Annotated in this window: 23 protein-coding genes, 1 tRNA gene and 1 pseudogene; 17 read left to right on the forward strand and 8 right to left on the reverse strand. The window is 42.8% G+C overall.

Annotated features, from left to right (window positions below):
* Positions 1-21: 21 nt before the first annotated feature.
* Positions 22-1,065, reverse strand: coding sequence for a type I glyceraldehyde-3-phosphate dehydrogenase (gene gap, locus V7K27_RS16990; RefSeq protein ID WP_334949183.1), 1,044 nt, complete (start codon positions 1,063-1,065; stop codon positions 22-24).
* A gap of 143 nt (positions 1,066-1,208) precedes the next feature.
* Between gap and V7K27_RS16995 the strand changes: the two genes are divergently transcribed.
* Positions 1,209-1,361, forward strand: a complete 153-nt coding sequence (locus V7K27_RS16995; RefSeq protein ID WP_334949185.1) for a hypothetical protein — start codon at positions 1,209-1,211, stop codon at positions 1,359-1,361.
* Between the two features lie 20 nt (positions 1,362-1,381).
* Positions 1,382-2,002, forward strand: a complete 621-nt coding sequence (locus tag V7K27_RS17000; protein ID WP_334949187.1) for a pentapeptide repeat-containing protein — start codon at positions 1,382-1,384, stop codon at positions 2,000-2,002.
* A gap of 197 nt (positions 2,003-2,199) precedes the next feature.
* Here V7K27_RS17000 and V7K27_RS17005 read toward each other — a convergent pair whose 3' ends face one another.
* Complete coding sequence (locus tag V7K27_RS17005) at positions 2,200-3,243, reverse strand: DUF2891 domain-containing protein (RefSeq protein WP_334949189.1); 1,044 nt, start codon at positions 3,241-3,243, stop codon at positions 2,200-2,202.
* 280 nt (positions 3,244-3,523) lie between these two features.
* On the opposite strand from V7K27_RS17005, the gene V7K27_RS17010 reads away from it, so the two are divergent.
* Positions 3,524-3,709 (forward strand): hypothetical protein, encoded by a 186-nt coding sequence (locus V7K27_RS17010; RefSeq protein ID WP_334949191.1) that lies wholly within the window; start codon positions 3,524-3,526, stop codon positions 3,707-3,709.
* A gap of 376 nt (positions 3,710-4,085) precedes the next feature.
* Here V7K27_RS17010 and V7K27_RS17015 read toward each other — a convergent pair whose 3' ends face one another.
* A complete protein-coding gene (locus V7K27_RS17015) occupies positions 4,086-5,069 on the reverse strand; it encodes a CHAD domain-containing protein (RefSeq protein ID WP_334949193.1) in 984 nt (327 codons plus the stop codon).
* A 668-nt stretch (positions 5,070-5,737) separates the two neighbouring features.
* Between V7K27_RS17015 and V7K27_RS17020 the strand changes: the two genes are divergently transcribed.
* Positions 5,738-7,555, forward strand: coding sequence for a serine/threonine-protein kinase (locus V7K27_RS17020; RefSeq protein WP_334949195.1), 1,818 nt, complete (start codon positions 5,738-5,740; stop codon positions 7,553-7,555).
* A gap of 22 nt (positions 7,556-7,577) precedes the next feature.
* On the opposite strand, the gene V7K27_RS17025 is transcribed toward V7K27_RS17020, so the two are convergent.
* On the reverse strand, positions 7,578-7,877 hold the full coding sequence (locus tag V7K27_RS17025; RefSeq protein ID WP_012410744.1) for a 30S ribosomal protein PSRP-3: 300 nt from the start codon (positions 7,875-7,877) through the stop codon (positions 7,578-7,580).
* A gap of 137 nt (positions 7,878-8,014) precedes the next feature.
* On the opposite strand from V7K27_RS17025, the gene V7K27_RS17030 reads away from it, so the two are divergent.
* The 4 genes from V7K27_RS17030 (at position 8,015) to V7K27_RS17045 (ending at position 11,830) form a co-directional block, all read left to right on the forward strand.
* Positions 8,015-8,485 (forward strand): DUF29 domain-containing protein, encoded by a 471-nt coding sequence (locus V7K27_RS17030; RefSeq protein WP_334949197.1) that lies wholly within the window; start codon positions 8,015-8,017, stop codon positions 8,483-8,485.
* Between the two features lie 246 nt (positions 8,486-8,731).
* Entirely contained in the window at positions 8,732-9,199 is a 468-nt protein-coding gene (locus V7K27_RS17035) for a DUF29 domain-containing protein (protein WP_334949199.1), read from the forward strand.
* A gap of 47 nt (positions 9,200-9,246) precedes the next feature.
* Positions 9,247-10,050, forward strand: a complete 804-nt coding sequence (locus V7K27_RS17040) for a TIGR01548 family HAD-type hydrolase (protein ID WP_334949201.1) — start codon at positions 9,247-9,249, stop codon at positions 10,048-10,050.
* Positions 10,051-10,486: 436 nt separating this feature from the next.
* Positions 10,487-11,830 (forward strand): phthiocerol/phthiodiolone dimycocerosyl transferase family protein, encoded by a 1,344-nt coding sequence (locus V7K27_RS17045; protein WP_334949203.1) that lies wholly within the window; start codon positions 10,487-10,489, stop codon positions 11,828-11,830.
* 19 nt (positions 11,831-11,849) lie between these two features.
* Here the strand turns inward: V7K27_RS17045 and V7K27_RS17050 are convergent, their stop codons facing one another.
* From V7K27_RS17050 to V7K27_RS17060, 3 genes are all read right to left on the reverse strand, one after another.
* Complete coding sequence (locus V7K27_RS17050) at positions 11,850-12,653, reverse strand: tetratricopeptide repeat protein (protein WP_334949205.1); 804 nt, start codon at positions 12,651-12,653, stop codon at positions 11,850-11,852.
* A 498-nt stretch (positions 12,654-13,151) separates the two neighbouring features.
* On the reverse strand, positions 13,152-14,252 hold the full coding sequence (gene ruvB, locus V7K27_RS17055) for a Holliday junction branch migration DNA helicase RuvB (protein ID WP_334949207.1): 1,101 nt from the start codon (positions 14,250-14,252) through the stop codon (positions 13,152-13,154).
* A gap of 22 nt (positions 14,253-14,274) precedes the next feature.
* Positions 14,275-14,457, reverse strand: a complete 183-nt coding sequence (locus V7K27_RS17060) for a hypothetical protein (RefSeq protein ID WP_334949209.1) — start codon at positions 14,455-14,457, stop codon at positions 14,275-14,277.
* A 91-nt stretch (positions 14,458-14,548) separates the two neighbouring features.
* Between V7K27_RS17060 and hisF the strand changes: the two genes are divergently transcribed.
* From hisF to V7K27_RS17105, 9 genes and pseudogenes are all read left to right on the forward strand, one after another.
* A complete protein-coding gene (gene hisF / locus V7K27_RS17065; RefSeq protein ID WP_292763171.1) occupies positions 14,549-15,322 on the forward strand; it encodes an imidazole glycerol phosphate synthase subunit HisF in 774 nt (257 codons plus the stop codon).
* A gap of 98 nt (positions 15,323-15,420) precedes the next feature.
* Positions 15,421-15,612, forward strand: a complete 192-nt coding sequence (locus V7K27_RS17070) for a hypothetical protein (protein ID WP_292763173.1) — start codon at positions 15,421-15,423, stop codon at positions 15,610-15,612.
* Positions 15,613-15,709: 97 nt separating this feature from the next.
* Positions 15,710-15,782 (forward strand) — tRNA-Ala (locus V7K27_RS17075).
* A gap of 769 nt (positions 15,783-16,551) precedes the next feature.
* A pseudogene (locus tag V7K27_RS17080) lies at positions 16,552-16,632 on the forward strand (Uma2 family endonuclease); the annotation flags it as partial.
* A 271-nt stretch (positions 16,633-16,903) separates the two neighbouring features.
* Positions 16,904-17,650, forward strand: coding sequence for a GDSL-type esterase/lipase family protein (locus V7K27_RS17085; protein WP_334949211.1), 747 nt, complete (start codon positions 16,904-16,906; stop codon positions 17,648-17,650).
* 332 nt (positions 17,651-17,982) lie between these two features.
* Positions 17,983-18,417, forward strand: a complete 435-nt coding sequence (locus V7K27_RS17090) for a hypothetical protein (protein ID WP_334949213.1) — start codon at positions 17,983-17,985, stop codon at positions 18,415-18,417.
* A 780-nt stretch (positions 18,418-19,197) separates the two neighbouring features.
* Positions 19,198-21,384 carry a cation:proton antiporter gene (locus V7K27_RS17095; protein ID WP_334949215.1) on the forward strand — a complete coding sequence of 729 codons (2,187 nt, stop codon included), beginning with the start codon at positions 19,198-19,200 and terminating at the stop codon, positions 21,382-21,384.
* A 4-nt stretch (positions 21,385-21,388) separates the two neighbouring features.
* Entirely contained in the window at positions 21,389-21,898 is a 510-nt protein-coding gene (locus V7K27_RS17100; RefSeq protein ID WP_334949217.1) for a hypothetical protein, read from the forward strand.
* An 83-nt stretch (positions 21,899-21,981) separates the two neighbouring features.
* On the forward strand, positions 21,982-22,827 hold the full coding sequence (locus tag V7K27_RS17105; protein ID WP_334949219.1) for an AMIN domain-containing protein: 846 nt from the start codon (positions 21,982-21,984) through the stop codon (positions 22,825-22,827).
* A 425-nt stretch (positions 22,828-23,252) separates the two neighbouring features.
* On the opposite strand, the gene V7K27_RS17110 is transcribed toward V7K27_RS17105, so the two are convergent.
* Complete coding sequence (locus tag V7K27_RS17110; RefSeq protein WP_334949221.1) at positions 23,253-25,172, reverse strand: transketolase C-terminal domain-containing protein; 1,920 nt, start codon at positions 25,170-25,172, stop codon at positions 23,253-23,255.
* Positions 25,173-25,460 lie beyond the last annotated feature (288 nt).

Raw genomic sequence — 25,460 nt, forward strand, 5'->3', positions numbered from 1 at the left:
TGACTAATGACCAATGACCAATCAAACCACAGCTGCTGTCGGTGCGAGTTTTTCCTTCTGTGACATAGACAACATTAGGTCAATCACGCGATTCGAGTAGCCCCACTCGTTGTCATACCAAGCAATTACCTTGAAAAAGTTGGAGTTCAACTCAATCCCAGCACCGGCGTCGAAGATGCTGGAATGGGTATCGCCTTGAAAATCTGTGGAAACTACTTCTTCATCTGTGTAGCCCAAGATACCAGATAAAGAACCTGCGGCAGCCTCCTTCATGGCAGCACAGATTTCCTTATAACTAGTAGCTTTGGTAGTTTTGAAAGTTAAATCAACTACAGAGACATCGGGAGTCGGAACTCGTAATGCCATACCAGTTAACCTACCCTTCAATTCTGGTAAAACCAGTGCTACAGCTTTAGCTGCGCCTGTAGACGAGGGAATAATATTCTGAGTTGCACCTCGACCACCCCGCCAGTCTTTCTTGCTGGGGCCGTCTACAGTTGGCTGGGTGGCAGTCATGGCATGAACTGTGGTCATCAACCCTTCGCTCAATCCAAAATTGTCATTGATCACCTTAGCGATCGGAGCTAGACAGTTTGTAGTGCAGCTAGCATTGGAGACAATTATATCTTTGCTGGGGTCAAACAAGTGATGATTTACACCCATTAGTAGGGTAGGAACTGTATCTGGGTCTTTGGTGGGAGCAGAAATTATCACTCGCTTTGCACCTGCTTTCAGGTGGTTTGCCGCCCCTTCATAGCCAGTGAAGAGTCCCGTAGATTCCACGACATAATCTGCGCCTAATTGTCCCCAAGGCAGCTCTGCGGGATTCCTCACCGACATACAAGGAATGAAGCGCCCGTCAACGAGGATGCCATCTTCCTTAGCTTCAACCTTAAGCTTTAATTTACCGTGGGTTGAATCGTACTTTAATAGATAAGCGAGGTTATCTGGTGGTACTAAGTCGTTAATCCCCACAAACTCAATGTTAGGGTTATCGATGCCAGCGCGAAGCACAAGTCGCCCGATACGACCGAAGCCATTGATACCAACTTTTAATTTAGTCAAGATTAAACCTCCCGTTGTGGAAAGTTGAACAAAAGGAGAAAGTTAAAAGTCAAAATAGATTGCCTTTTACTCTTTACTCTTTGATCCTGACAGTCTCAGTCGGCTAAGACATATTTACTTGGCATCTTTTAAGAATTGGGGCATTGGGCATTGGGTATTGGGCATTGGGTATTGGGTATTGGGCATTGGGCATTGGGCATGGGGCATTGGGCATTGGGGACTCATTCATCCACCTCAGCTTGCTAGGGTCAAATAAGGTGTTGCAAATAATAAATGCGGTAGAGTTGATGGTGTAAATGGATGCTAAAGATAAATTATGGATGCTGAGGATCTGCTCAGACGTTATGCTGCTGGGGAGAGAGATTTTAGGGGAATTGATCTTAGAGGAGCCGATTTGAGTGGTGTCATTTTGGAGGGTGTTGCATTGAGAATGGTAAATCTGTGCAGTGTCAACTTAAGAGGTGCTAGTTTGAGGAACTGCTACTGCGAAGAAAGCGGGTTGATAAGTGCTGATCTGAGTAGTACTAACTTAGAAAGGGCTGTTCTGGTAGATGTTGTTTTGGAGAATGCTGACTTGAGTAATGCCAATTTGAGAGGTGCTAGTTTGAGCGAAAGTAGTCTCATCGGTGCTAATCTGGCTTTGGCTAATTTGAGTGGCGCTTCTCTGTCTATTGTCCGTCTTCTCTATGCCAACCTTTCTGGAGCTATCTTCAGAAATACTATTTTGAGTGAAGTTGACTTTGACAGTGCCAACCTGAGAGATGCTGACTTCAGAGGTGCTAGAGATGCCAGTATTGATGATATCTACATTTTTGCCACTTATCTGAGATATGCCCCTGTCAAGCCGATCAACTTGAATCGAATCGAGAAAGGAGGTGCTATTTTTTGCAACACTATCCTGCCCGATGGAAGTATTTGCAATGACGGCTGTGAGTAAACTTGAGCCAAAAACTGTCGATTCTGGACTAATTGAATTTGTTAATAATAAATTCGGTTAAGGCATATTTACTTGGTATCTTTTAAGGTTTGAGTCATGGCGCTTCTCTTTCGAGACGCTGCACCATCGCACAAAACTGGGAATTGGGAAAACCCCGATTTAAACAGTCTGATACATTGTTAGATCGCCCAGACTGTTTAAATAATTTGCTTTTGCAACCCACGATTTGTTAAGAGGTAAACAGCAAAAGTTCCTAGCCAGTGACTAGCTGCATAATGCTCAATTACAACATTTGCTAGTCCATGCTGACGATGACGAATGGCAGCAGAGCGAAGTGTTTCTATGCGGCGATCGCTATTTGCCAACCCATAAATGATCCCTTCAAGCATCCAAGCACGACTGAGATTAAGACCGTAGAAGTGAGATTGCATATAATCTTTAGGATTATCTACTGTGTTTGGTTCTAACCAATTTGCTGAATTCTCAATCGGTATTTGGGGAAGAAAATTGGTCAGCCAGTCAGTAAAAGCTGTTGTTGAAAGGACTCGCCGCATCAGGTCTGCTTCAGCAAGGCCAGGAGAGAGAAAATCGTAGCCAAGCGGCTCGAATTGTAATGAGTAGTTGCGATCGCTAAAATAGAATTGTCGTGCTTTGTTCTCCACTAACTGAGTGAAGTCAGCATTTTCGGTAATCCTTGCCCAATCTAGCATCAAACCAAGTGCAAAAGCTGTTTGGCTATGCATCCCTGTGCGATTTGGAAGTTTTAGTTTGTCAATCCAACGGTGTAAGTTAGCTGCAATCAACTTTTCCAACGGTTCCAATACAATCCGCCATTCTTTCGCTTGAGGATGATTCCACTCGTGAAGTTCCGCAGCCAGTTGCAGAAACCATGCCACCCCATAAGGAAATTCATAAAAGGGTAGCCGTTGAAAATGGGCAATCTCTCCTTGAATCTTCTCAGGTGTTAGGCTCTGATTAAGTGCTTGCTTTGACGCGGCATTGAAAGAGGCTTCAGGAAAGTGACGCACCAGACGTACCAGCAACCAGTGACCATGTACGGCTGAATGCCAATCTAAGCAGCCATAAAAAGCAGGAGTCAATTTACGCGGTGGTTTTATATCCTCGTCGCTATCAGCCCAATACAGATTACTGTTGGGATACTCCCGCCCGATACAATCCAGAACTAATTGAGCAAATTGTGCTGCGATCGTTTCATTAATCTCCAAATTATCGGCTGGCATAATTACTTAGTACAGTTTTGCGTAAAAGCGTAGCGTTTTTAATGTAGGGGAACGCATTAACATTGTATCGGGATGCATTGGCATTGCAAGGAGATGCATTGACATTGCAGGGGGACGCATTAACATTGCATCGGGATGCCTTGGCATTGTAGGGGGACGCATTAACATTGCATCGGGATGCCTTGGCATTGCAGAGGGACGCATTAACATTGCATCAGATTAAGATGCTGCATTATGCGATCGCTAATTATCGTTTCACTTTAATAATGATACAAATACGTTGGTACGGAACATTGCTCATTGGTGTCAACTTCAGGTAAAAGTCAGTCTAAAACCAGCTTTGTCTCGTTCCCAGTCTCCGACTGGGAATGCATTCCGAGAGGCTCCGCCTCAAGACTTGCGGCAGAGCCGCAACGAGGTGCATTTCCAGCCAGAGGCTGGAAACGAGGTTTTATATCATGTCTGAGTAATTAGTTATGATTCCATAGTCATTGCACCCCACACGCCAGATGCTGCCCTTAAGCCCCTCCCCGCTCTTCGGGAGGGGAGACAAAGCGCAGCTTTGGCGGGGGTGGGGTTCTTCGGGTTTAATAAGTAATCAAGCGGACATGATATAGCGGTTCTCAGCCCTTGTGAGGTACAAGAACCCCAACTCCCTAAAAGCAAGCGAGGAGGGGGCTATGATGTACCTCATGTGATTAATAAACGCTATACAGCAGATTTCAAGTTGGTGAGGTACACAAGCTAAGTCCCAAAGCCAGGTATAAACCCTGTTTTACTTCTGAATTCTGAATTCTGGATTCTGAATTCTGAATTCTGAATTCTGCTATATAAGTCCTGCTTTAACTTATTACTCCTGAAAGCGGGTGCAGTATTGTTAAATGAAAACTATGCCTAGTTTCAGCTTTCAGATACCGTTCTTGTAAGGGTTGCCACTGCTGCCACGACTGGTAACGATTTTCAGTTAACAAAGTAGCAAGGGTGGGCAACTCACTCGCAATTTCTGACTTGAAGACATCTGCAAGCCAGTTAGTTAAAACGGCACTATCTTGCATCGTACCCAAAATTTCTTGGATACTTTTCACTTCTGCAAGATAAGCTGCGTAAGACTCACCATATAAGTCACTAAATAACTCCATCTGATAACGTACACGTTTAGCTTCTTTTCGCAAACTATGAAGAATTCCATCTTCTATTGTCAATTGTTTTTCTATCTTTTCGCGTTCCCAGTTTTTCTGGGTTTTCAGTTCTGAGTCCACAAATTTGGTGCCAACTAGCCAACCCGGATGTAGTAACAAGTTACTCACTTCTGGTAACAGTAAGTCTGGTAGTACTTGCTGAATGCTAAAAGATGCCAAAGGTTGATAAGTGGGTTTCTCTAACCATTTATCCAATGAATCTTTTAGAGACTTGTAAGATTCATCCTTTAACGTTTTCTGCACACTCAATAGTACATCTTCACGTTGTTTAGCCAAGGCTGTAAAAGCTGTTTGCAGAGATTCCTGTTCTTTGCGGGGTAAGTTTGGTTTGTAATTGTTTTCCAAACTTTCTTTGAGTACGTCTAAATCTCGCAGATTACCAAGACGACGCGCTATTTTACCAATATTTTTATCGCTGACTGGTTTCGATATATCCACCGCTAGCCCAAACCGAGTTACAGCCGTGCGTAGGCGGCGCATTCCCACTCGCATTTGGTGCAGTGCTTCTGGATCTTCATCTTTCTTTACTGATTTTTCCCACTTCAAGGTTTTCTTAAAGTGTTTTTGAATCGCTTGGTAGGCGTAGTCCCCTAGAGTTTTTACCGTGGGTTGTGTGGCTAATTTCATAATTGATCTTAATGACAATACCTCATGAGGTTATTACATAATAACATTAGTTAAAAAGTTGCATTCAGATTTGATATTTTTTTACACAATCAGGACTTTCAAGTATGTTTATGACTATTGATAGTTGCATACTCTTTTATAAAGATACAATATCTATCAAAGGTCTAAATAGCAGATTCACCCTAGCGATTTAAGATGAGCTATAGTTTTTAGATAGAGGACTACTATAAGATTAGTGAAATGCACGTAAGTAGGTAGGCATAATTAAACATAAGATCAAACCTCACCCTCAATCCCTCTCCTTATTAAGGAGAGGGAAGCCGGAGGCAAGGTGAGGTTTTATATTTAATTTCACCCACTTACTTAGTAGACCCTCATGGCTTTAATAGTGCATTAGACGTAGGTTGGGTGGAGCGGAGCGCAACCCAACTGATTATCAGGATGTTGGGTTACGCAAAGCCTCCACCCAACCTACAATTTTTTTGTAACATTTTAGCCGTAGACTTTTTGATGATTCTGAATTCTGAATTCTGAATTCTGGATTCTGGATTCTGCATTCTTCTTCAATAAAATCTCTGCGCGTCCCCGCGTCAGTCCTAACGATCAGTTTTCAACCGGATATGAAACTGAAGTTCTGAGTAACTAAAAACAGGTATATTTGATTGTGGATGCGCTGTAGGCAAAAAATTTTGCTTTTAGAAGAACATTATCGTTTACTCAAGCAGATTGATCAAGGGGGATTCTGTAAAACCTTCCTCGCTGTAGATGAGGGTCAGTTTCCTCCACTTCCTTGCGTCGTTCAAGAATTCTCGCCAGAATCCGAAACTTCTATTACTTTTCAGCAAAAGGCGCAACAGCTAGAAGAATTAGGAAAGCATCCCCAAATTCCGGCTTTGTTGGCTTATTTCCAGCAGAACGGGCATTTTTATTTAGTGCAGGAGTTTATTGCAGGCACTAATTTAGCTCAGGTGATTGAAGAGGAAGGCACTTTTAATGAAACTCAGATTTGGCAACTTTTAGAAGATGTGTTGCCAGTCTTTCAGTTTATTAGCGATCGCAACATCATTCACCGCGATATTAAACCCCAAAATATCATCCGTAGATCCCCAATTACAAAAAAAGGGGATTTCGTCATAGTCGATTTTACCACTGCGAAAATCGTTACAGAAATTGATCGGCTAACATCTGAAACCAGTATCGGTAGTCCAGAATACGCGGCACCAGAACAAGCGAGAGGAAAAGCGGTTTTTGCTAGTGACTTATATAGCTTAGGTGTAACTTGTATTTACTTACTTACTCAGATTTCTCCCTTTGATTTATTTGATATTGCTAACGATTGTTGGGTTTGGCGAGATTATCTTACTAGTAGAATAAGCGATCGCTTGGCGCAAATCCTCGACAAGCTGCTGCAAAATGCTGTTAACCGCCGCTTTCAATCAGCCGATGAAGTTATGCAAGCAATGGGTATGGAATCTAAAATCCAAGTTGCGCTGGAAGCGCACCAAAGGTGCGACCCAAAATCCAAAATCCAAAATTCAATTCAAAATCCTCCTTGGCGATGCTTGCATACCCTAACTGGGCATTCTGGGACATTGAGTAGTATAAATGCCCTTGCCATCAATCCTGACGGTTACACTTTAGCCAGTGGTAGTGATGACAAAATTGTTAAATTATGGAATTTAAATACCCAAAAAGTCCTAGCTAGCTTATCAGGACATTCCCAAGCTGTAAAATCAGTTACCTTCAGTCCTGATGGTCAAATTCTGGCAACTGCTAGCGATGATAAAACTATCAAATTGTGGCAGGTTAAGACATTAGAGGAAATCTGCACTCTATTGGGACACTCACACATTGTAAAATCTGTTGCTTTCAGTCCAGATGGGCAGATTCTCGCTAGTGGTAGCTGGGATAAGACAGTCAAACTCTGGGATATAAATACTGGCACAGAAATTTGCTCGATGACTGGACACCAATTACAGGTAAATTCAGTAGCATTTAGTCCCCAAGGACAGCTTTTAGCCAGCGCTAGTTATGACCGAACAATTCGCTTGTGGCAGATATCTGCATTAGAAAGTTCCCAGAGAGAATTTAAAAACCGCCCATGCTATAGCTTGTTAAGCACCCTTTCGGGTCATGCATGGGCGGTTTTGACAGTCGCTTTTAGTCCCGATGGTCAAATTTTGGCGACGGGTAGTGATGATAACACCATTAAATTGTGGGAGGTAAACACTGGTCAGCTAATTTGCACACTAGTAGGCCATTCCTGGTCTGTGGTGGCTGTGGCTTTTAGTGCCGATGGCGAAACGCTCCTAAGTGCAAGTTGCGACAAAACAGTTAAACTTTGGAGGGTAAGCACAGCAGAAGAGATTGTTACTCTCTCTGGTCATGTAGACTCAGTATCTGCTGTAGCTATGAGCAAAGTTACACAATTAATTGCAAGTGGCAGCCGAGACAAGACTATCAAACTGTGGCAGCTTGTAGAATAGCACAATCGCTAATTTTGTAATATCAGGCGCTACCTGTGAAGGCAACTTCTGGAAATTTCAACTGAGCTTCTGCCATTGGACGGTTTCTGCCTTCCTCTTGCCAGTAGTTAATCACTTCTGTCGCTTTGTTAAGCAACTCGACACGATCTAGGTCAGTAATCCAATGTTTGGATTCTAGTTCCTTTTTTAACTCTTCCCAGGCATCATTTCTAGGCCAGAAAAAGTACTTAGTCAAAGGACTGGTGCCTTTGCCGACAATTTGATCGACTGCTAGAGCAACGTTTTCGTCTAACCACAGAATTTTCAAAATAAACTTGGTCAATCACACCTCCGGGAATTTCCGGGCATTACTTAACTAGGATAGCGATCGCTTATTTTAACGCAATACTCTATCAAATGACCAAACAGTAATTGGATTGGGCTAGCATAAGGTGTAGTCGGCGCTAACGAAAGATGCTTATGACTGCCCAACTGCCCCAATCTCAAACAACATCTAGTTCAGATTTGTATGAGCAAGATTTTTACCTGTGGATTCAAACCACGGCAGAACTGCTCAAGCAAGGTCGGCTCACAGAACTCGATTTAGAGAATTTGATTGATGAAATTGAAACAATGGGCAGGAGTGAAAAGAAAGCGCTCAGAAGCAATTTGGAAGTGGTGCTAATGCATCTATTGAAGTATAAATATCAAGCCGAGAAGCGCTCTGGTAATTGGCGAGCCACAATTCGAGAGCATCGCAAACGCCTCAGACAAGCTCTAGAAGAAAGTCCTAGCCTCAAACCTTATTTTTGTGAGGTTTTCGGGCAGTGTTATGACGATGCGAGACTCTTGGTTGCTGATGAAACTGAATTACATCTGGCTATCTTCCCAGAACAGTCCCCTTTCACGCCAGAGCAAGCCCTCAACCCTGATTTTTTACCTGAGTCATAATCTCACCTGATTTAACGTGAGTTCGATGAACCTCTCCCGGACAGCCTCCCTCTCCGAAACGGAAAGGGAGGAGGAACGAAAAATTAAGCTTTTTACTCCCCTCTCCGCTTGCCTAAAACGGCAGGCTGACGCCAACGGAGAGGGGCTGCTCTTGAGAGGTCAAACAAGATTTGTCGAACTCACGTTGATTTAGAAGATTTTGCTGTTAATTTTGAATTTTGAATTTTGAATTCGGAGCGAAGCGACGTGACTGCCCAACTGCCCCAATCTCAAACAACATCTAGTTCAGATTTGTATGAGCAAGACTTTTACCTGTGGATTCAAACCACAGCAGAACTGCTCAAACAAGGTCGGCTCACAGAACTGGACTTAGACAACCTGATTGAAGAAATTGAAACGATGGGCAGAAGTGAAAAGCGGGCATTGGAGAGCAATCTGGAAGTGTTGCTGATGCATCTGCTCAAATACCAAATTCAAACTGAAAGGCGCTCAAAAAGTTGGCAATATACAATTTTAGAACACCGTAGGCGAGTCCAAAAAGCACTCAAGGAAAGTCCGAGTTTGAAGCCTTACTTTGATCAGGTTTTCGATGAAAGCTACCAAACGGCTAGACGATTGGCTGTGATTGAAACTGGATTAGCGATCGCTACCTTCCCTGAACAATCTCCTTTTACACTAGAGCAAGTCCTCGACTCTGATTTTTTACCTGAGTGATGATTGTACCCCTTATGATCAGGTAAAACTCTTTTGCTCTCTACCCCATGACTCAACAAACTTCTGCAAAAGCGATTGTTGTTTTCGATATTGATGGCGTTGTGCGCGATGTTAGCGGTTCCTATCGGCGTGCGATCGCAGATACCGTAGAATATTTTACTACCCAAGCATATCGGCCAACCCCACTAGATATTGACCAACTAAAGTCTGAAGGTGTGTGGAATAACGATTGGGAAGCATCCCAAGAATTAATTTATCGCTACTTTGAAACCCAAGGACAGACCCGCGAACAACTGCAACTAGATTATGATGCGATCGTTGCTTTTTTTCAATCCCGCTACCGAGGCTCAGACCCGAATAATTTTACTGGGTATATCTGTGATGAACCTTTGTTATTACAACCTAGCTATTTAGAGCAACTTACCCAAGCGGGTATTGTTTGGGGATTTTTTAGCGGTGCGACTCGCGCTTCCGCCAACTATGTATTAGAAAAACGGTTGGGTTTACAATCTCCGGTGTTGATTGCGATGGAAGATGCACCAGGAAAACCTGACCCCACTGGACTTTTCGCCACAGTTCGCTTACTAGAGAATAACTTTGACAAAACATCAATAATAGTGTATATGGGAGATACGGTAGCAGATATGTATACTGTAGAAAAAGCGCGAGATTTGAATCCAGACCGGACATGGATTGGTGTAGGAGTTTTACCGCCCCATGTCCAGGAAACAGCAGCGCGTAGTGATGGCTACAGTGAGACACTACAGAAAGCAGGAGCAGCAATAGTTTTGAATAATGTCCAGGAATTGACCCCAAGGCAGATTCAAGAATTGGTGAGTTTATCTGCCTGATCTTTGTTCTAAGATAAATTATAGCTACGGGTGCATGAATGACTGGCTGATAACCAGGGCTATTTCATTCTAGACATAAACCGCCCGGAACTGAAGTTCCTTTTCTTATAGCTAAAGTCGATTAAAACTGACTATAACTTTTTCTCAGTCGTCTTTAGACGACTTTCGTTATTAGACTCAGAATGAATTCTGAGGCGGGCTAGATGAGAATGAAATAGCCCTGGGCGAAAGCTAACTTAATAGCATTTTATTACTTGTAGGAGCCTTATCCATTACTGACTTCGGAAGTTACCTATTCAAGCCTGAGCTAAGGTAAAACTTGGATGTCTAAAGAAAAATATTTTTATTTACTTAATAATCAACCTTTTAATTAATACATCTTAGAATATGGTAGTCTGTGGAACTAGATCAATAGCAAAGCCAATCAAAGTTACTTATGACAGTAAATAGAAAACTTGTTCCTATTGAACAAGCGTTCGAAATCTTAAATCAGAGTGCTAACTCTTTCAATATAGCGACAATTAGTCGGATTATCGGCCCTCTTAATGAAGAAATTCTCAGACAAGCTATCGATTTAATCCAGTATCATCACCCACGTCTGAATTCTCGTATTATTGGTACATTGGATAATCTTCGCTTTGAAATGGGATCGAGCAAACTTCCTCTACGTGTTGTTAATAATCTTTACAAGGAGCAATGGCAAGAAGTTCTTGTAGAAGAGCTGAACCAGAAAATCGAGAGCCACAAAAGTTTAGCACGATTTATATTAGTCAGTTCGGAAAGTGAAAACAATGTCAATTATTTAATCACAATATTACATCATGCCATATCAGATGGCTTATCATCAGTCAGGCTGCACTCGGAAATTTTGACTCACTGCCAAAAAATTGCGTCCGATGAATCAATCAGTCAAGTGTTTAGTTTGCCCCCATTACCACCCATACAAGAACTGTTACCTAAATCGATACAGGGATGGCGAGGTCAAATGAATGGCATTTTATTATTATTGCGACTGAAGTTACAGGAGATTTGGTATCGACCAAAAAGCTTGAATTTTGAAAAATTTGTACCTATAGAGTCACGCCATTGTAGCGTTGTTCACAGACAGCTAGATGAACAGCTAACTGAAAAACTGATAAATTTTTGTAGGAAGGAAAAGACAACAGTACAAGCTGCTTTGTGTGCAGCGTTTATGTTTGCAGTAGCGAAAGAAATTAATGGTGAGGAGATGACAGAAATTTGTCTCAGTTGTCGTTCTGAAGTGAGTTTGCGTAACCGCCTGCAACCAGTAGTCAGCGATGAAAATATGGGTGTTTTGGCTTCATCTATTACTTCATTTCATACTTTAGGAAAAAATACATCCTTCTGGAATTTAGCAAAGGCTGTCAAACAATATCTGGAAGAAGGATTAAGATGTGACGATATCTTCAGTATTGTGCTGATGCTTAATAAAATTGTCCAATCCTTACTCGCCCATCCCAATGAAGCACCTGTTAGTGTAGCGATTACTAATATAGGTCAAGTAAATATTCCTAATACTTATGGTCTGTTTGAACTAGAAGAAATCAGCTTTGTTCCAGGACAGGCAGCTTTTGGAGGTATTTTCGGAGCTGCTGTTGCAACTTTTCAGGGAAAAATGCTGTTGAATTTTATGTTTTCTGAGCCTTCAATCAGTAAGGATTTAATAGAAGAACTGGCAAACAATGCTATTTCCTATATTGTGGATGCTTGCTGCCAAGAGTTGAAACAGACAGGTGAAACACCTGTCCTACAGCTATAGGAAAAATTTGCAGATGCACTTACTTGATTTTCAAGAACTTATCTAAAGCTGTAACTAGGCTGGGCGGCCAACGGCGGATATTTGTTACCCAGTCGATATCCTTGTAGCGGCTATCAAGTCCATAAGCTGCTACCCAGTTACTTTCTGCTTCGCCTTGTTCTCCATTCACCCAGTAGGCGGCTGTGAGGGCGGCACGCATATCAGCAAACTGGGGATATTTACGGATAATATTCCGCATTTCACGGATTGCTTGCTCTTTTTGACCTGTTTCATAAAGAGCGAGGGCGTAGTTAGCACGGGCGAAGGCAAAATTTGGAGCTATCTGATTAGATTTTTTGTAGTCTGCGATCGCATCTGACCATTTTCCTAAACCAGCTGTGGCATTCCCGCGATTATTATACGCCATCGCATCATTTGGATCGAGTTCTAAGACATGATTATAATCTGCGATCGCATCGTCCCATTTTCTCAACCCTTCCAACGCCGCGCCCCGATTCAAATAAGGATCGGTGACATTCGGCGCTAGTTCTATAGCTTTGTTATAATCTGCCAGCGCCTCTGGTAATTTGTTCTGACTCACCCGCGAATTTCCCCGGTTACTCCACGCCCCCGCATTAGTAGGAAATTGCTCAATAATCTTTGTCCAGTAAGTTTCAGCCGTCGCAAAATCACCTTGATTGGTCGCTGCAAAGGCTTGATTTGCCCACTCATCACCTTGTTTTAACTGTTCTTGAGTAATAGGCAATTGAGATTGTGCCATGACTGGAGTACCCCAGCCAAATATAAGTAACAGACTAAGAAAAATACTAATTAACTTAATCATTCTGAATTTACCTGTGTCTATTTTGAAAATGTGGCATTGAGCAATAGCGTTCGGATAGATCCCCCCGCCTGTGGCGACCCCCTTAAAAAAGGGGTAAAAGAAATAAGCTGTGATGTGCAGCTAAATTGCATAACACGAAAACCCAAAATTATTGTAGTGCGGGCAACATGAGCGCGTCCAATATACAAATTCAATACGCAACAGCTTATTAGCCCCCCTTTTTAAGGGGGGTTGGGGGGATCTCCGCTCAATAAATACGTTAACCGAACTGTATTGGGGCATGGGGCATTGGGCAGAGGATCTCAAAGGTTCATTAACGAAGCTCAAAGGTTCATTAACGAAGCTCAAAGGTTCATTAACGAAGCTCAAAGGCTCGTTAACGAAGCTCAAAGGTTCATTAATGGAGTTCAAAGACTCATTCACGAAGCTCAAAGACTCGTTAATGGAGTTCAAAGACTCATTCCCAATGGCCAATGCCCAATGCCCAATTTCCCATAATTACAATAATGACAACTGTTCATTAGGCGGCGTGAATCCCAAATGCTTGTATGCAGCCTTTGTCGCCATTCTCCCGCGATGAGTTCTAGTTAAATACCCAATCTGCATGAGGTAAGGTTCGTACACTTCTTCAATGGTTTGGGTATCTTCACCCGTCGTTGCTGCCATTGTTTCCAACCCCACTGGACCGCCGTTAAATTGTTCAATTATTACACTCAACATTTGGCGGTCTGTCCAATCTAAACCGCAGGGATCTACTTGGAATAGTTGCAATGCCTCCGATGCAATGCTTTCATTAATCTCGCCAGATATTTTTACTTCCGCATAATCACGTACTCGTTTAAGTAGCCTGTTAGCAATACGTGGCGTTCCGCGTGAACGACGGGCAATTTCTGTGGCACCATCTTCTGTAACGGGGGTTTTGAGTAATTGAGCAGTTCGCAGTACAATTTTAGTCAGTTCGTCAACTTCATAAAATCGGAGTTTTTGAATCAAACCGAAGCGATCGCGCAGTGGTGAAGTTAAAGCACCCACACGGGTTGTAGCCCCTACTAGGGTAAACTTTGATAGCGGCAAACTTCTAATCCGAGCGCCAGAACCCTTACCAATGGTAATATCTAAGCGATAATCTTCCATAGCCGGATAGAGAATTTCCTCCGTCATCCGCGAGAGGCGATGAATTTCATCCACAAATAAAATATCACCTGGCTTGAGGTTCACCAGTAGTCCGACAATATCTCGTGGACGTTCTAGGGCTGGCGCACTGGTAATTTTGTAATTTACCCCCATTTCCGATGCTAAAATCATGGCCATTGTGGTTTTGCCCAATCCTGGCGGCCCATACAGCAGCAAATGATCCAACACCTCACCACGAGACTTGGCTGCTTTGATGGCAATATCTAGCACATCCTTTAAATCTTTTTGCCCAATGTAATCGGCAAATCGTTGCGGTCGAATACCCTCTTCCTGCTTATCTTGTTCATCAATAGCAGCTTCAGGTTGCAAAATGTTGTCTGTGGAAGGTGCTTTCGCCGACTCTCGACGCTGCTTTGGTTCTCCGTTGGGTTCTGGAGGCTGTTTTTTCGAGGAGATTATCGCCATAATTCAGCTATCTTTTAAGGGACTAGGGAGTGGGGAGTGGGGAGTGGGGAGTGGGGAGTGGGGAGTGGGGAGTGAGGGAGTGAGGGAGTGAGGGAGAAGAATTTAGTAACCAATGCCCAATGACAAATGACAAATGACAAATGACAAATGACAAATGACAAATGACAAATGCCCCATGCCCAATGCCCCATGCCCCATGCCCCATGAATAATGCGAGTGAAAATTTTCGTTTGAGAATACCCGCGCCAATTTAAAATTTAAATTCCGGTCAATTACCCAGAAGTGCAAAAGTTATTATGTTATCTAAAAGAATCTTACCGTGCTTAGATGTGAAGGCGGGACGGGTTGTAAAAGGAGTTAACTTTGTCAATCTCCAAGATGCAGGCGATCCGGTAGAACTGGCCAAGGTTTACAATGAAGCCGGTGCTGATGAGTTAGTATTTCTGGATATTACAGCTACTCATGAAGACCGAGCTACTATTTTAGATGTGGTCTACCGAACTGCTGAACAGGTCTTCATTCCATTGACTGTGGGTGGTGGCATTCAATCCTTAGAAAATGTTAAAGCTTTGTTACGAGCGGGCGCAGATAAGGTTAGTATTAATTCTGCGGCAGTGCGGGAACCAGACTTGATTAATCGGGCTAGCGATCGCTTTGGTAATCAGTGCATAGTTGTTGCAATTGATGCCAGACGCAGAAATAACCCGGAAAATCCAGGTTGGGATGTGTATGTGCGCGGTGGCAGGGAAAATACAGGCTTAGATGCCCTATTGTGGGCACAAGAAGTTGAAAAACGGGGGGCCGGAGAACTGCTAGTCACTAGTATGGATGCTGATGGAACCCAAGCCGGGTATGACATTGAGATTACACGGGCAATTGCCGATGCTGTCGAAATTCCAGTCATTGCTTCTGGTGGTGCAGGTAATTGTGAACATATCTACACAGCCCTAACTGAAGGCAAAGCTGAAGCCGCATTACTCGCATCTCTGTTACATTACGGACAATTAAGCGTAGCAGAAATCAAAAATTATTTGCGCGATCGCAACGTCCCAGTACGTTTGATCTCTTAAACCCCTATTTACCAGTTAATAACATCCATCTGAGGTTAGACACACTTCCTTAAAAGGGTGTTAATATTATTTTACAAGTATTAACAAATATTAAAAATATGTTGATTCCTATTTTACTTTTTGATGTAGCCCTGGTGGCGTGGTCGCTGCACTTAATGGAAAAAGCCTACGAGAGTAAAGAATTTTCTCTCATGTTGGCTGGTACATTGGTTGCTCTGGCTGCTGCTGCCATGTTGGTAGTTTATTTTTTGATGGGGCACTGTATGACTTATTTGTTGCGAGTGTCGTAGAGAGTGCTGAGTGCTAGAGGAGATATTTAAAATTTAGTTTCGATAAAAAGCTTGACAAAATACTCATAATTAAGGGATTATATATAATGGATTTGAAGGGGTTATAGCGCAGTTGGTAGCGCACCTCAATGGCATTGAGGGGGTCAGCGGTTCGAATCCGCTTAGCTCCATTCTTAAAACCCTAACCTTCTCCATTAACGGAGAGGGTTAGGAAAATTTTTTAGAAGTTTTATTTGCTGTCTACCTAGCCAGTCTCGAAAGTTGGAATGATAGAGACTCTAACAGGTGCGCCAATGATGGTGAACTAACCCTCGTTATGGCGGTGGAGAAAGTTGTTAATAGCGATGAGGTAAATAATCAAATCAGAACTTTTTCTTTTACAGATAGATTTTCATGCTCTTTTAGCATTTTTAGTAACCTCTACCTCTACTCTTGAAAAAGATGATTTTTTCCTGGCATAGGTGGCTGATAATAACTTAGTTACTTAAGTAGGTGGGTGGGAAAATTTATAAGTATGTCATTGCGAGTGAAACGGAGTGTAACGAAGCAATCACAAGGACTTTGGCGGTTTTACATTTTGTTACATAGTTAGGTTAATTTGTGCCTACCTACTTATTTGTCTAATATGTTCAATTAGCAGAGAAGTAGAAGACAGTCAAAAGGAAAAAATCTCACCACCTTTCACGAAAATATTTATCCCTACTCTCTATTTTGGAGAATAATAAAACAGGAGTCAGAATACAGAATTCAGAATTGGTGAATACTCTACCCATAAAGGGATAGAGTTTTAAGGCGAGAATATTTTAATTTTTTTCGCTTGACTTCGGGCGAGGTTTTAACCAATATTCATCACCCACTCGTACACAATTCATACGCTCATTCTGACTCCTGAGTTCTGAATTCTTCTTATAAAAAGATGATGCAACAGTGGAGGTAGCAATGTCTGTACAATTGCTAAAACGAAAATTTACAGTTGAACAGTATCACAAAATGGTTGAGTCGGGGATTCTCACAGAGGATGCATCTGGAAAACCTCTCTCTAAATCTCTCTCCTAAGAGGAGAGAGACTTTGAATTTTCCCCCTTCCCGCATCGGGAAGGGGGTTAGGGGGTTAGGTCAATCGTTAGCTTTTCCAGATGACCTGAATTGTCAGAGACGCTCAATTGCGGCAATATTAACCTTGCAACCATCTCAACAAGTAAAAACTCCATAGATGCTTGGACACTAAAGATAGCCATCTATGGTATAGAAATGTATAGATTCTTGTAAAAATATAAAATATAGTTGTTAAATGCACACATTTTTAGCTTCTTCCTCAATGCAGGTGTCTGTACCACCAAATCACTTTCAGCCTATGAAGATTGTCGCACTGGGGGACAGCTTAATTTATGGATTCGGCGATCCAGAAAAAGGAGGCTGGATTGAGCAACTACGGCGATGGTGGATGTTGCCCGATAGTGCCGGTCATGTTCTTTATAATTTAGGGGTAAGAGGCGATCGCACGCAACAAGTAGCACAAAGGCTAGAAGTTGAATTTCGCCACCGGGGTGAACTGCGTAATCGTGTTCCCGACTTGATTATTTTATCAGTAGGCGTGAATGACTCAGCGCGGTTGGCGCGTCCCGATGGTCGAAGTTATACAGATTTTACATTGTTTGAAAAAGAAATTGCTTCTCTGCTAGATTTAGCACAGCAACTATGTCCTGTGTTATTTGTGGGCATGGTGCCAGTAGATGAAGCCAAGATGCCTTTTTTAGATTGCTTTTACTATAATCATACCGATCAGTACCGCTACAAAGAAGCAACTCGAATTGCTTGTAATAAACGGCAGATTCCTTATTTGGATATTTTTGAACAATGGATGGAACGCGGTGAAAGTTGGCGGCTCAAACGCTTGAGTGAAGATGGTCTTCATCCGAATACACTAGGTTATCAAGCTTTGTTAGAAGATGTAATCAATTGGAATGCGATACATTCAGTAGGCTTTGCCAACGCAGCTTACCATTCTAACTTTGATTATCACTTTAAACCATCCTAATAATATATAGTAATCCGCTTTGATTATTGAACTGACTTGCGTGGCTGGGAGTAGGGAATAGGGAGTGGGGAGTAGGGAATAAGCCTTTTCGATTAGTACTTAATTTGTTCAAAAATCAAATAGGAGTCCTATAGATGTGTTGGTGCTTTGAGGTTAGCCAATATTCTTGTATTTGCCATCCTCACAAAAAGCACCATAATCTTACTGAATTTTCAATGAAAGTCAGGTGTAACATCCATTTCAAAATCCATCTATAAAAACTCTAATTTTTCTCTTGTTCATTACTCCTAACTCCTGTACGCGATTAATCGCGTCTTTAACTCCGCACTCTTATGACACCAACTTTATTTGGTCGTTGGCAAACTCGATTATTATTACTTGCAACTGTCGGCGTACTCGTATCTTTGCCATTTGCAATTGGTTGGATTGGTTTTAGTGCTAACTCAGTTTATTTTTGGATACTTGGTTATATCGCCATCTTTGGCTTAGGCTGGGATGTGCTTTATGACTATCTGCAAAAATACCGATGGGATAGAGATTGGCCTGCACTTTATCAACTATTAGCTGGCATCTGGGAATTGGTATTTGTGTTTTGTGGAGTCAAACTGTTTGGCTTCTTACCAATACCTTTACCCAAAGAGGAACTTTCGCCAGCAGCTTTTCTATTGCACTATAGCGTAGTATGGCTAGCAGTTTTTATTAGTTCACAAAGCCTAATGCGAATTATCTTTCTCCGTTGGCGTTTTCGGGGTGGCGAGTGGTTGTAAAACCTCAAACTCTCGAAACCTGAAATTTTTTCCACCTAACTTAAGTCTTGTAGTGGACCCTCTTGCCTAAAATGTTGCAAAAAAATTGCTTTGTTGGGTGGAGGCTTTGCGTAACCCAACATCCTGATATAGCAATCCTAAATCATTCGTGAAAAGTTAGATCCCCGACTTCTCAAAGAAGTCGGGGATCTGGACACCGATAATTTTCACAAATCAGATAGGATTGCTATATATGTTGGGTTGCGCTCCGCTCCACCCAACCTACGTCTACTACGTCTACGTCTAATGCACTATTTTAGCCTAGAGGGTCCACTACGTGCATTTCAAAAATCAAATACTAGTCCTATATAATGATTATTATGGCAGTCATTACTACACTCATGGCATCACCACTGCTTGCCTTTTTATTACAAGGTACAAGCTATGATAAATCTTCCACTTAATAAAATTTAAATATAAAACTAATTACCTACTAATTGGGTAAAACCTTCTGCTTTTACTCTGGCTATAACCGCTAATTTGTTCGTAGTGGCGTTTAAGCGCTATTAGAAACTGACTACCTATTACCTGTTTTTATTGCTATCGTTAATTCGTAAGTTCTTCTAGATTTAGCTCCGAAAATCATCAGAATTCATGTTTCACGGCTGCAACTGCATGATCACAGCAATTGACATGACAACGAAGCACAAACTACTCTTGGGTATATTTAACAAGCTTGACATTTCCCAGTCTTTTAAAGAATCATCTTAGAGAAACCAGATAGTTAATTGTGAGGAAACCATGCACATAGTTGTTCTCGTTCTGGTTGAGGTGCTGATTGTTATTGGACTTTCACGGCTAGTAGGGCTAGCATTCCGTTCCATTAAGCAACCTCTGGTAATTGGTGAGATTGTCGCCGGAATTATGCTCGGCCCATCTTTATTTGGTTTAGTTGCTCCCCATCTAGCAGTTACCTTGTTTCCACCAGAAACTTTTCCTTTTCTAAATGTTTTGTCTCAGGTGGGACTAATATTTTTCATGTTTCTGATTGGGCTAGAACTAAATCCCAAATATCTGAGTGGACAATTAGAAGTAGCAGTCTTAACTTCTCATGTCAGCATTTTGGTACCGTTTTCCTTAGGAACATTGCTAGCGGTGCTACTTTATCCCCTAGTTTCCAATGCAAGTGTATCCTTCACTGCCTTCGCCTTGTTTTTGGGGGCGGCGATGTCGATTACTGCCTTTCCAGTGTTGGCGCGAATCATTACTGAAAACAATTTACAAGGAACGCGTTTAGGAACGTTGGCGTTAACTTGTGCCGCAGTAGATGATGTGACAGCTTGGTGTTTGTTAGCAGTAGCGATCGCAGTCGCTCGAACTGGTGACTTTGCTGGTGCTATACCCACAATTATCGCCAGTATAGTTTACATCGCTTTGATGTTGACGGCGGGACGCTGGTTCCTCCAACGCCTTGCCAAACACTACCTCCGGGCGGGACGCCTCAGCCAATTGCTACTAGCTGGGATTTATATGGCAGTAGTTGCGTCAGCACTAATCACCGAACTAATTGGTATTCACTTAATTTTTGGGGCATTTTTACTGGGTGCAGCCATGCCCAAAAATGAAGATTTAGTGCGGGAATTGGCAGTAAAAACCGAAGATTTTGTCCTGATTTTCTTGCTGCCAATATTTTTTGCCTACAGTGGATTACGGACGGAGATTGGCTTACTCAACCGTCCAGAATTGTGGCTTTTGTGTGCGTTGGTTTTAGGAGTGGCGATCGCAGGTAAATATATTGGCACTTATGTAGCAGCCCGTGTGAGCGGCATTAATAAACGGGAAGCCTCGGCACTCGGTTGGTTAATGAATACTCGCGGCTTGACCGAATTGATAGTGCTAAACATTGGTCTAGAGTTAGGGGTAATTTCTCCCTTAATATTTACCATGCTGGTAATTATGGCATTGGTAACTACATTCATGACTTCGCCACTGCTGGAATGGACATATCCGAAGCGGCTGATCAGGTTAGATGTCGTCAAACCGGAGTCGGGAACAGAAACAGATATTACTGCTGGAAGTGAAACTTACGTTCGTCCCTACCGAATTTTAGTACCAGTAGCTAATCCGAGTACCCAAAAAGGTTTGGTACAGTTGGCTGTAAGCATCGCTCTCAACCACCGATATCCCGCCGTTGTTAACCCTCTTAGCCTGATTGAATTTGAAGAAGATTATGCCTTTGAAAGTACGCCAGTTGAAGCAGACAGATTAATTGCCCAGCGTCGCCAGCAACTAGAAGAATTGATTAATACTCTCGAACCGCTAGAAACACGCTCTTGTGTGCATCCCATCGTTCGCATATCTAGCAATGTCGCACGGGAAACAGCACAGATTGCCGTACTAGACCAAGTTGATTTAATTCTGGTGGGATGGCATCGCCCAGCTTTTAGTAGCAATCGCTTAGGTGGAAGAGTCGGTCAACTTCTCACCACTGCACCAGTTGATGTCGCAGTATTTGTAGATCGGGGAGGCGATCGCTTAGAAAGCTTGTTAGTGCCTTATTCTGCAAATATTCATGATGATTTGGCACTGATACTGGCGCTCAGACTGCTAATCAATCATGAAACTTGTATGTTGCAGATTTTACACGTATTACCAGAAAATCGCCTCAAGGATGAATTGAGTTATGAGTTGAACATGATGATAGAGCAATTACCGAGTAGTGTACGCGATCGCATCGAAATCAAAATTGTCCAAGCTCCAGAGCCAATCCAAGCTGTAGTCGAAGCCTCAAAAAATGTAGACCTGACAATTGCTGGCACCAGCCGCACTTGGGGTATCGAGCGTCAAACCTTGGGAAGATATACAGATCAACTAGCCATCCAATGTTGCTCCTCCCTGCTGATTACCCGCCGCTACAGTCAAGTCACCGCTCATCTAGCTTCTGTACTTACTGAGGTTAGTAGTCAAAAGCCAACATTGAGGAGTTGAGATTATGAATCATTTCAACTTCAAATCTTTAGCTTTTTACGGAGTAGCAATAATTTCAGTGCTACTGTTGTTTAAAACTGTCAGCGTTTATGGCGAAAACAATCTTAAGGCTCCTCCTCCAGTTAACGGCCGGTATCGTCTAACCCTAGCGGAAAATTTGCCGAACTGTGAAAAATCGGATACCCTAACCTTAAACATTGAACAATCGGGTATTTACTTAAATGCCTCTGTATTACCAGCGATGGCCGACGCCGATATTGACGAAAAGCACTCGCTCACAGGCATCTTGAGAAATCAACAATTAAATTTATCTGGAAAAGTTGGCAGATCAATCCTTTGTAATATTCCTCGCCCCCAAAATGATCCTCTAAACTCAGTCACAATTCAAATGCAACTTGTGGACAAAGGTAGCATGACAGGACAATTAACCATTATTGGCATTCCACAAACTCTGAAATTTACGGCTGTGCCCCAAAAAGTTCAGGAAAAATCTCAGAAGTCCAACAATCATTGATTTGGGGAGTGGGGATAGCAATTGAAAGCGCCAATTAAACAGCAATGTTCAGCATTGATGGGTTTTATGGAGCAGTAAAAAGAATGAATCAGAGACTAGAGACTAGGCAATTTTTCCCACGGTGCAAACAGCTATTTAGCTTAAGCTTACTTGGCTTTTATGCAGCGATCGCCCTCGAAACTTGCAGCACTGCCGCTACACCAGTGGCAAAGCTAGATAATTGGCGTTTTTCCCCGAAAACACAGCAACTCGAAATCACCCTCTCAGTAGGCACAACCCCCCGTTATTTCTATTTGGCACAACCCCCTCGTCTTGTGGTAGATATACCGAATACTAAGTTGGGCAAAGTTACCACACAACAAAATTATTCTGGAGCAATCAAAAGCATTCGCGTTTCTCAACTGAACGCAAACGCCACACGCATTGTCCTAGATTTAGCACCAGGGACTGTTTTAAATCCCAAACAGGTACAACTGCAACCCCTTTCCCGAAAAAACCCCACTCGCTGGGTATTACGTCCGGTTATTTCTGGTAAAACTACTGCCGTGAAACCAGGAAACTCCCCACCTTCAGCCAAGAAACAACCTCAAACACCCTATAAATCACAGCTGCCTAGTAACCTACCTGTAACCACTACTAATCCACAACCGCCCTTACTCACAGTTCCGCCTCCATCCAATGAACTGCCTTCAACAATTACTACTAACTCAGAGCAGCCTTTTGTCTCTGTACCTCCCCTAACTCCGAATACATCCTCTCAACAACCTGCTTTGACTCTTCCCCCTCCTTCTTTCCCAAATCAACCCGGTAATTTAAATAGCATTCCTTCTTTTGGGATGTCGGAATTTCCAGTTCCAACAGTGCCCAATGTTCCCGATCCCCAGGTGATCGAGTTTGGTCAACCTTTACCCAAAACCAAATTCAAATAGGGCATGGCGCATTGGGGATTGGGCATGGAAAATCGAACCAATGCCCCATCCGCTATGCGCCATGCCCCAATAATGTTGTGCCTCTAGTAGAGTAGTCTGTCAAGGAAACTTTGACGAGTAAATAAATCCTTCAATTTCTCTTCTTTCCTTCTTCCTTCTCTACGAGACGCTGCGCGAACGCGCTCTTTGCGTCCTTTGCGGTTCGTTCCCTTACCCTTCAAATTTCGCTTGACAGACTACTAGTAGTCTATCAAGCCAACAATGCTTGGTTAAATAACGAACCGCAGAGGCACAGAGAACACAGAGAGAAGGAGAGACGAATTGAATCTTACTCCCCTTCCCTTGTAGGGAAGGGGCTGGGGGTTAGGTCTATATTGGACTCAACTGAGAACCGCTATATCTAGCTTGATCAAAGCAAAATGATATTACTTGCTTCCAACTAACTCCTTCACCTTGTTGATGATGCTCACTGGATCGATACCTTGATATGGGTACTGTTCCCACAAACCACCGCAACCTTCTTTATGAGTTCCAAGATGAGCATATTTGGGAGTCAACCCCCGCTCTAGCAACCAGGAACCGAAACGGCTGCCTAAGCCAGTCCGACGGTTAAAAGCTTCTACTACAAGGACAAAGGGAGCGTTACCAATTTTGGTGATTATTTCTTCATCAATGACGTTCAAAGTTGGCTTATTAATCAAACCTACGTCTAGCCCTTCTTGCTGAAGACGCTCAACGGCATCAACTGCACGGTACAAAGCATCGCCAAAAGTAACAATGTAGCCTTGCGTCCCTTCTCGTATAACCTCATCTTTACCAGGAACAAATTTGTAGCCATTGCCAAAAAAGTCATTACCGTTGCTGTCCTTAATATTGGGCACCTTAGAACGGGTGGAAAAAATAAACCGCAGTCCAGGCTGAAAGAACACAGCTTCTACACAAGCTGTCATTTGATTAACATCTGCCGGGAAATACAACTGTGTTTCGTAGCCATCATCCAAGCCATTGTCGGCAAACATATTGTTCAAACCGAAGTGACAGGTGTTATCTGCCATGTCATCTATACCCGCATGGGAAAAGTGGCACAGAACATTGGAATAGTTCAGCCGCGCCATCGTGATTTCTGAGATACACATTTCTAAGAAGGCGCTGAAAGTCGCAAAAATACCTTGCTTGCCCTTCTCCATCCCAAATCCAGCAGCAGCAGAGAAGTTGCTCCGTTCCATGATGCCAGAGGAAATAAATATTTCCGGGTATGTATCGTGAATTTTCTTCAGACCGCAGGAGCCTTCAAGGTCACTATCAATGACTTTAACTTTTTCTTTACGCTCCGCCTCACTCATCCGACCCAGGACACCCACCACAGCTTCACCAAACACATTGCGGTTAGCGCCCCATTTGTCACTGCTACCCAGAAATGTATATGTTTGCTTAGGTTTCTCAATACTCTTAAGGTATTCGATCGCGGCAGTTTGTCCACGAGATTCTAGATACTTAACTGCTAAATCTACAGAAATTACATCATGACCATGAGTGGAGCCTTCTAAACCTTCAATACCAGGACACATCGGGCGTTTATTGATGACGGCGATCGCTCCGGGAGTATTCACAGCTTCGCTTAGACGATGGTATAAATCGTCTAAGTCTTCCCCATTTCCTTGAAGTACCTTCAAACCGTGACCTTCTAAGGTTTTGGCAACACTGAAACCAGGTAAATATTTAGAAGGATGTCCAGCGATCGTTACATCATTGTCATCAATGATCAGCTTGACATTGAGATGTTGAGCAACAGCCAAGCGAGCAGCTTCAGCATCGTTACCTTCTTGCTGAGAGCCATCAGAACCGAGACAGAAAACAACCTTGCCTGGATTTGCGATCGCCACACCATTAATGTAAGGCCAAACATGCCCCAGCCGTCCAGAACTAAATTTCACACCAGGAGTTAGCCCTAGTTCGGGGTGTCCTGGCAAATGGGAATGTGCTTGGCGATAACGTAATAGTTGCTCGGCAGGTAAGTCACCATGCAACGTGGCCATCAGATATTGGGTAGCCACTCGATGTCCTGCTTCATCAAAGAAAATCGGCACAAATTGCTCTGATGCCCCCCGAAAGAAGGCATCAAGGATCATCACCTCCGGCACCGTATCATAAGGGCCACCAGTATGACCACCCACTCCACTAGCAGCGCCAGTCGCTGTAAAAAAGACGATCGCATCTCGGCAGAGTTGAATATTCGCTTTTAGAGTCTCTCGCTGTTCAGCTGTGAGGCTCGAATTTGCTGGATTGAGCGCTAATGGTTTGTAAGCACCGAGATCAATTGGAAATTGGGTATTAATAATAGTCATGGCTTATTTGTTGAATAAAAAGCAATTTGAACAGACCGGACGCGCGATCGCACTACAAAAAAATTGTTAAAACCCAGATTGGGCAACAATTATCCAAGCATTTCCCAAGCTAAAGTCAACCACTAGGAACCATTGTGGAACCATCTGGCTTCAGTGGACAAAATCAACACATTCAACAGTGCTTGAATTCAATTGAAGTACGGATTACCGTACAAAGACCTGCATACAAATAAGTATAAACTCACAAACGTGCAATTTCAAGTTCAAAAACGCATTTTCAGGAAAATT

Origin of the sequence: Nostoc sp. (assembly GCF_036919575.1) — a bacterium.
Lineage (GTDB): Bacteria > Cyanobacteriota > Cyanobacteriia > Cyanobacteriales > Nostocaceae > Nostoc.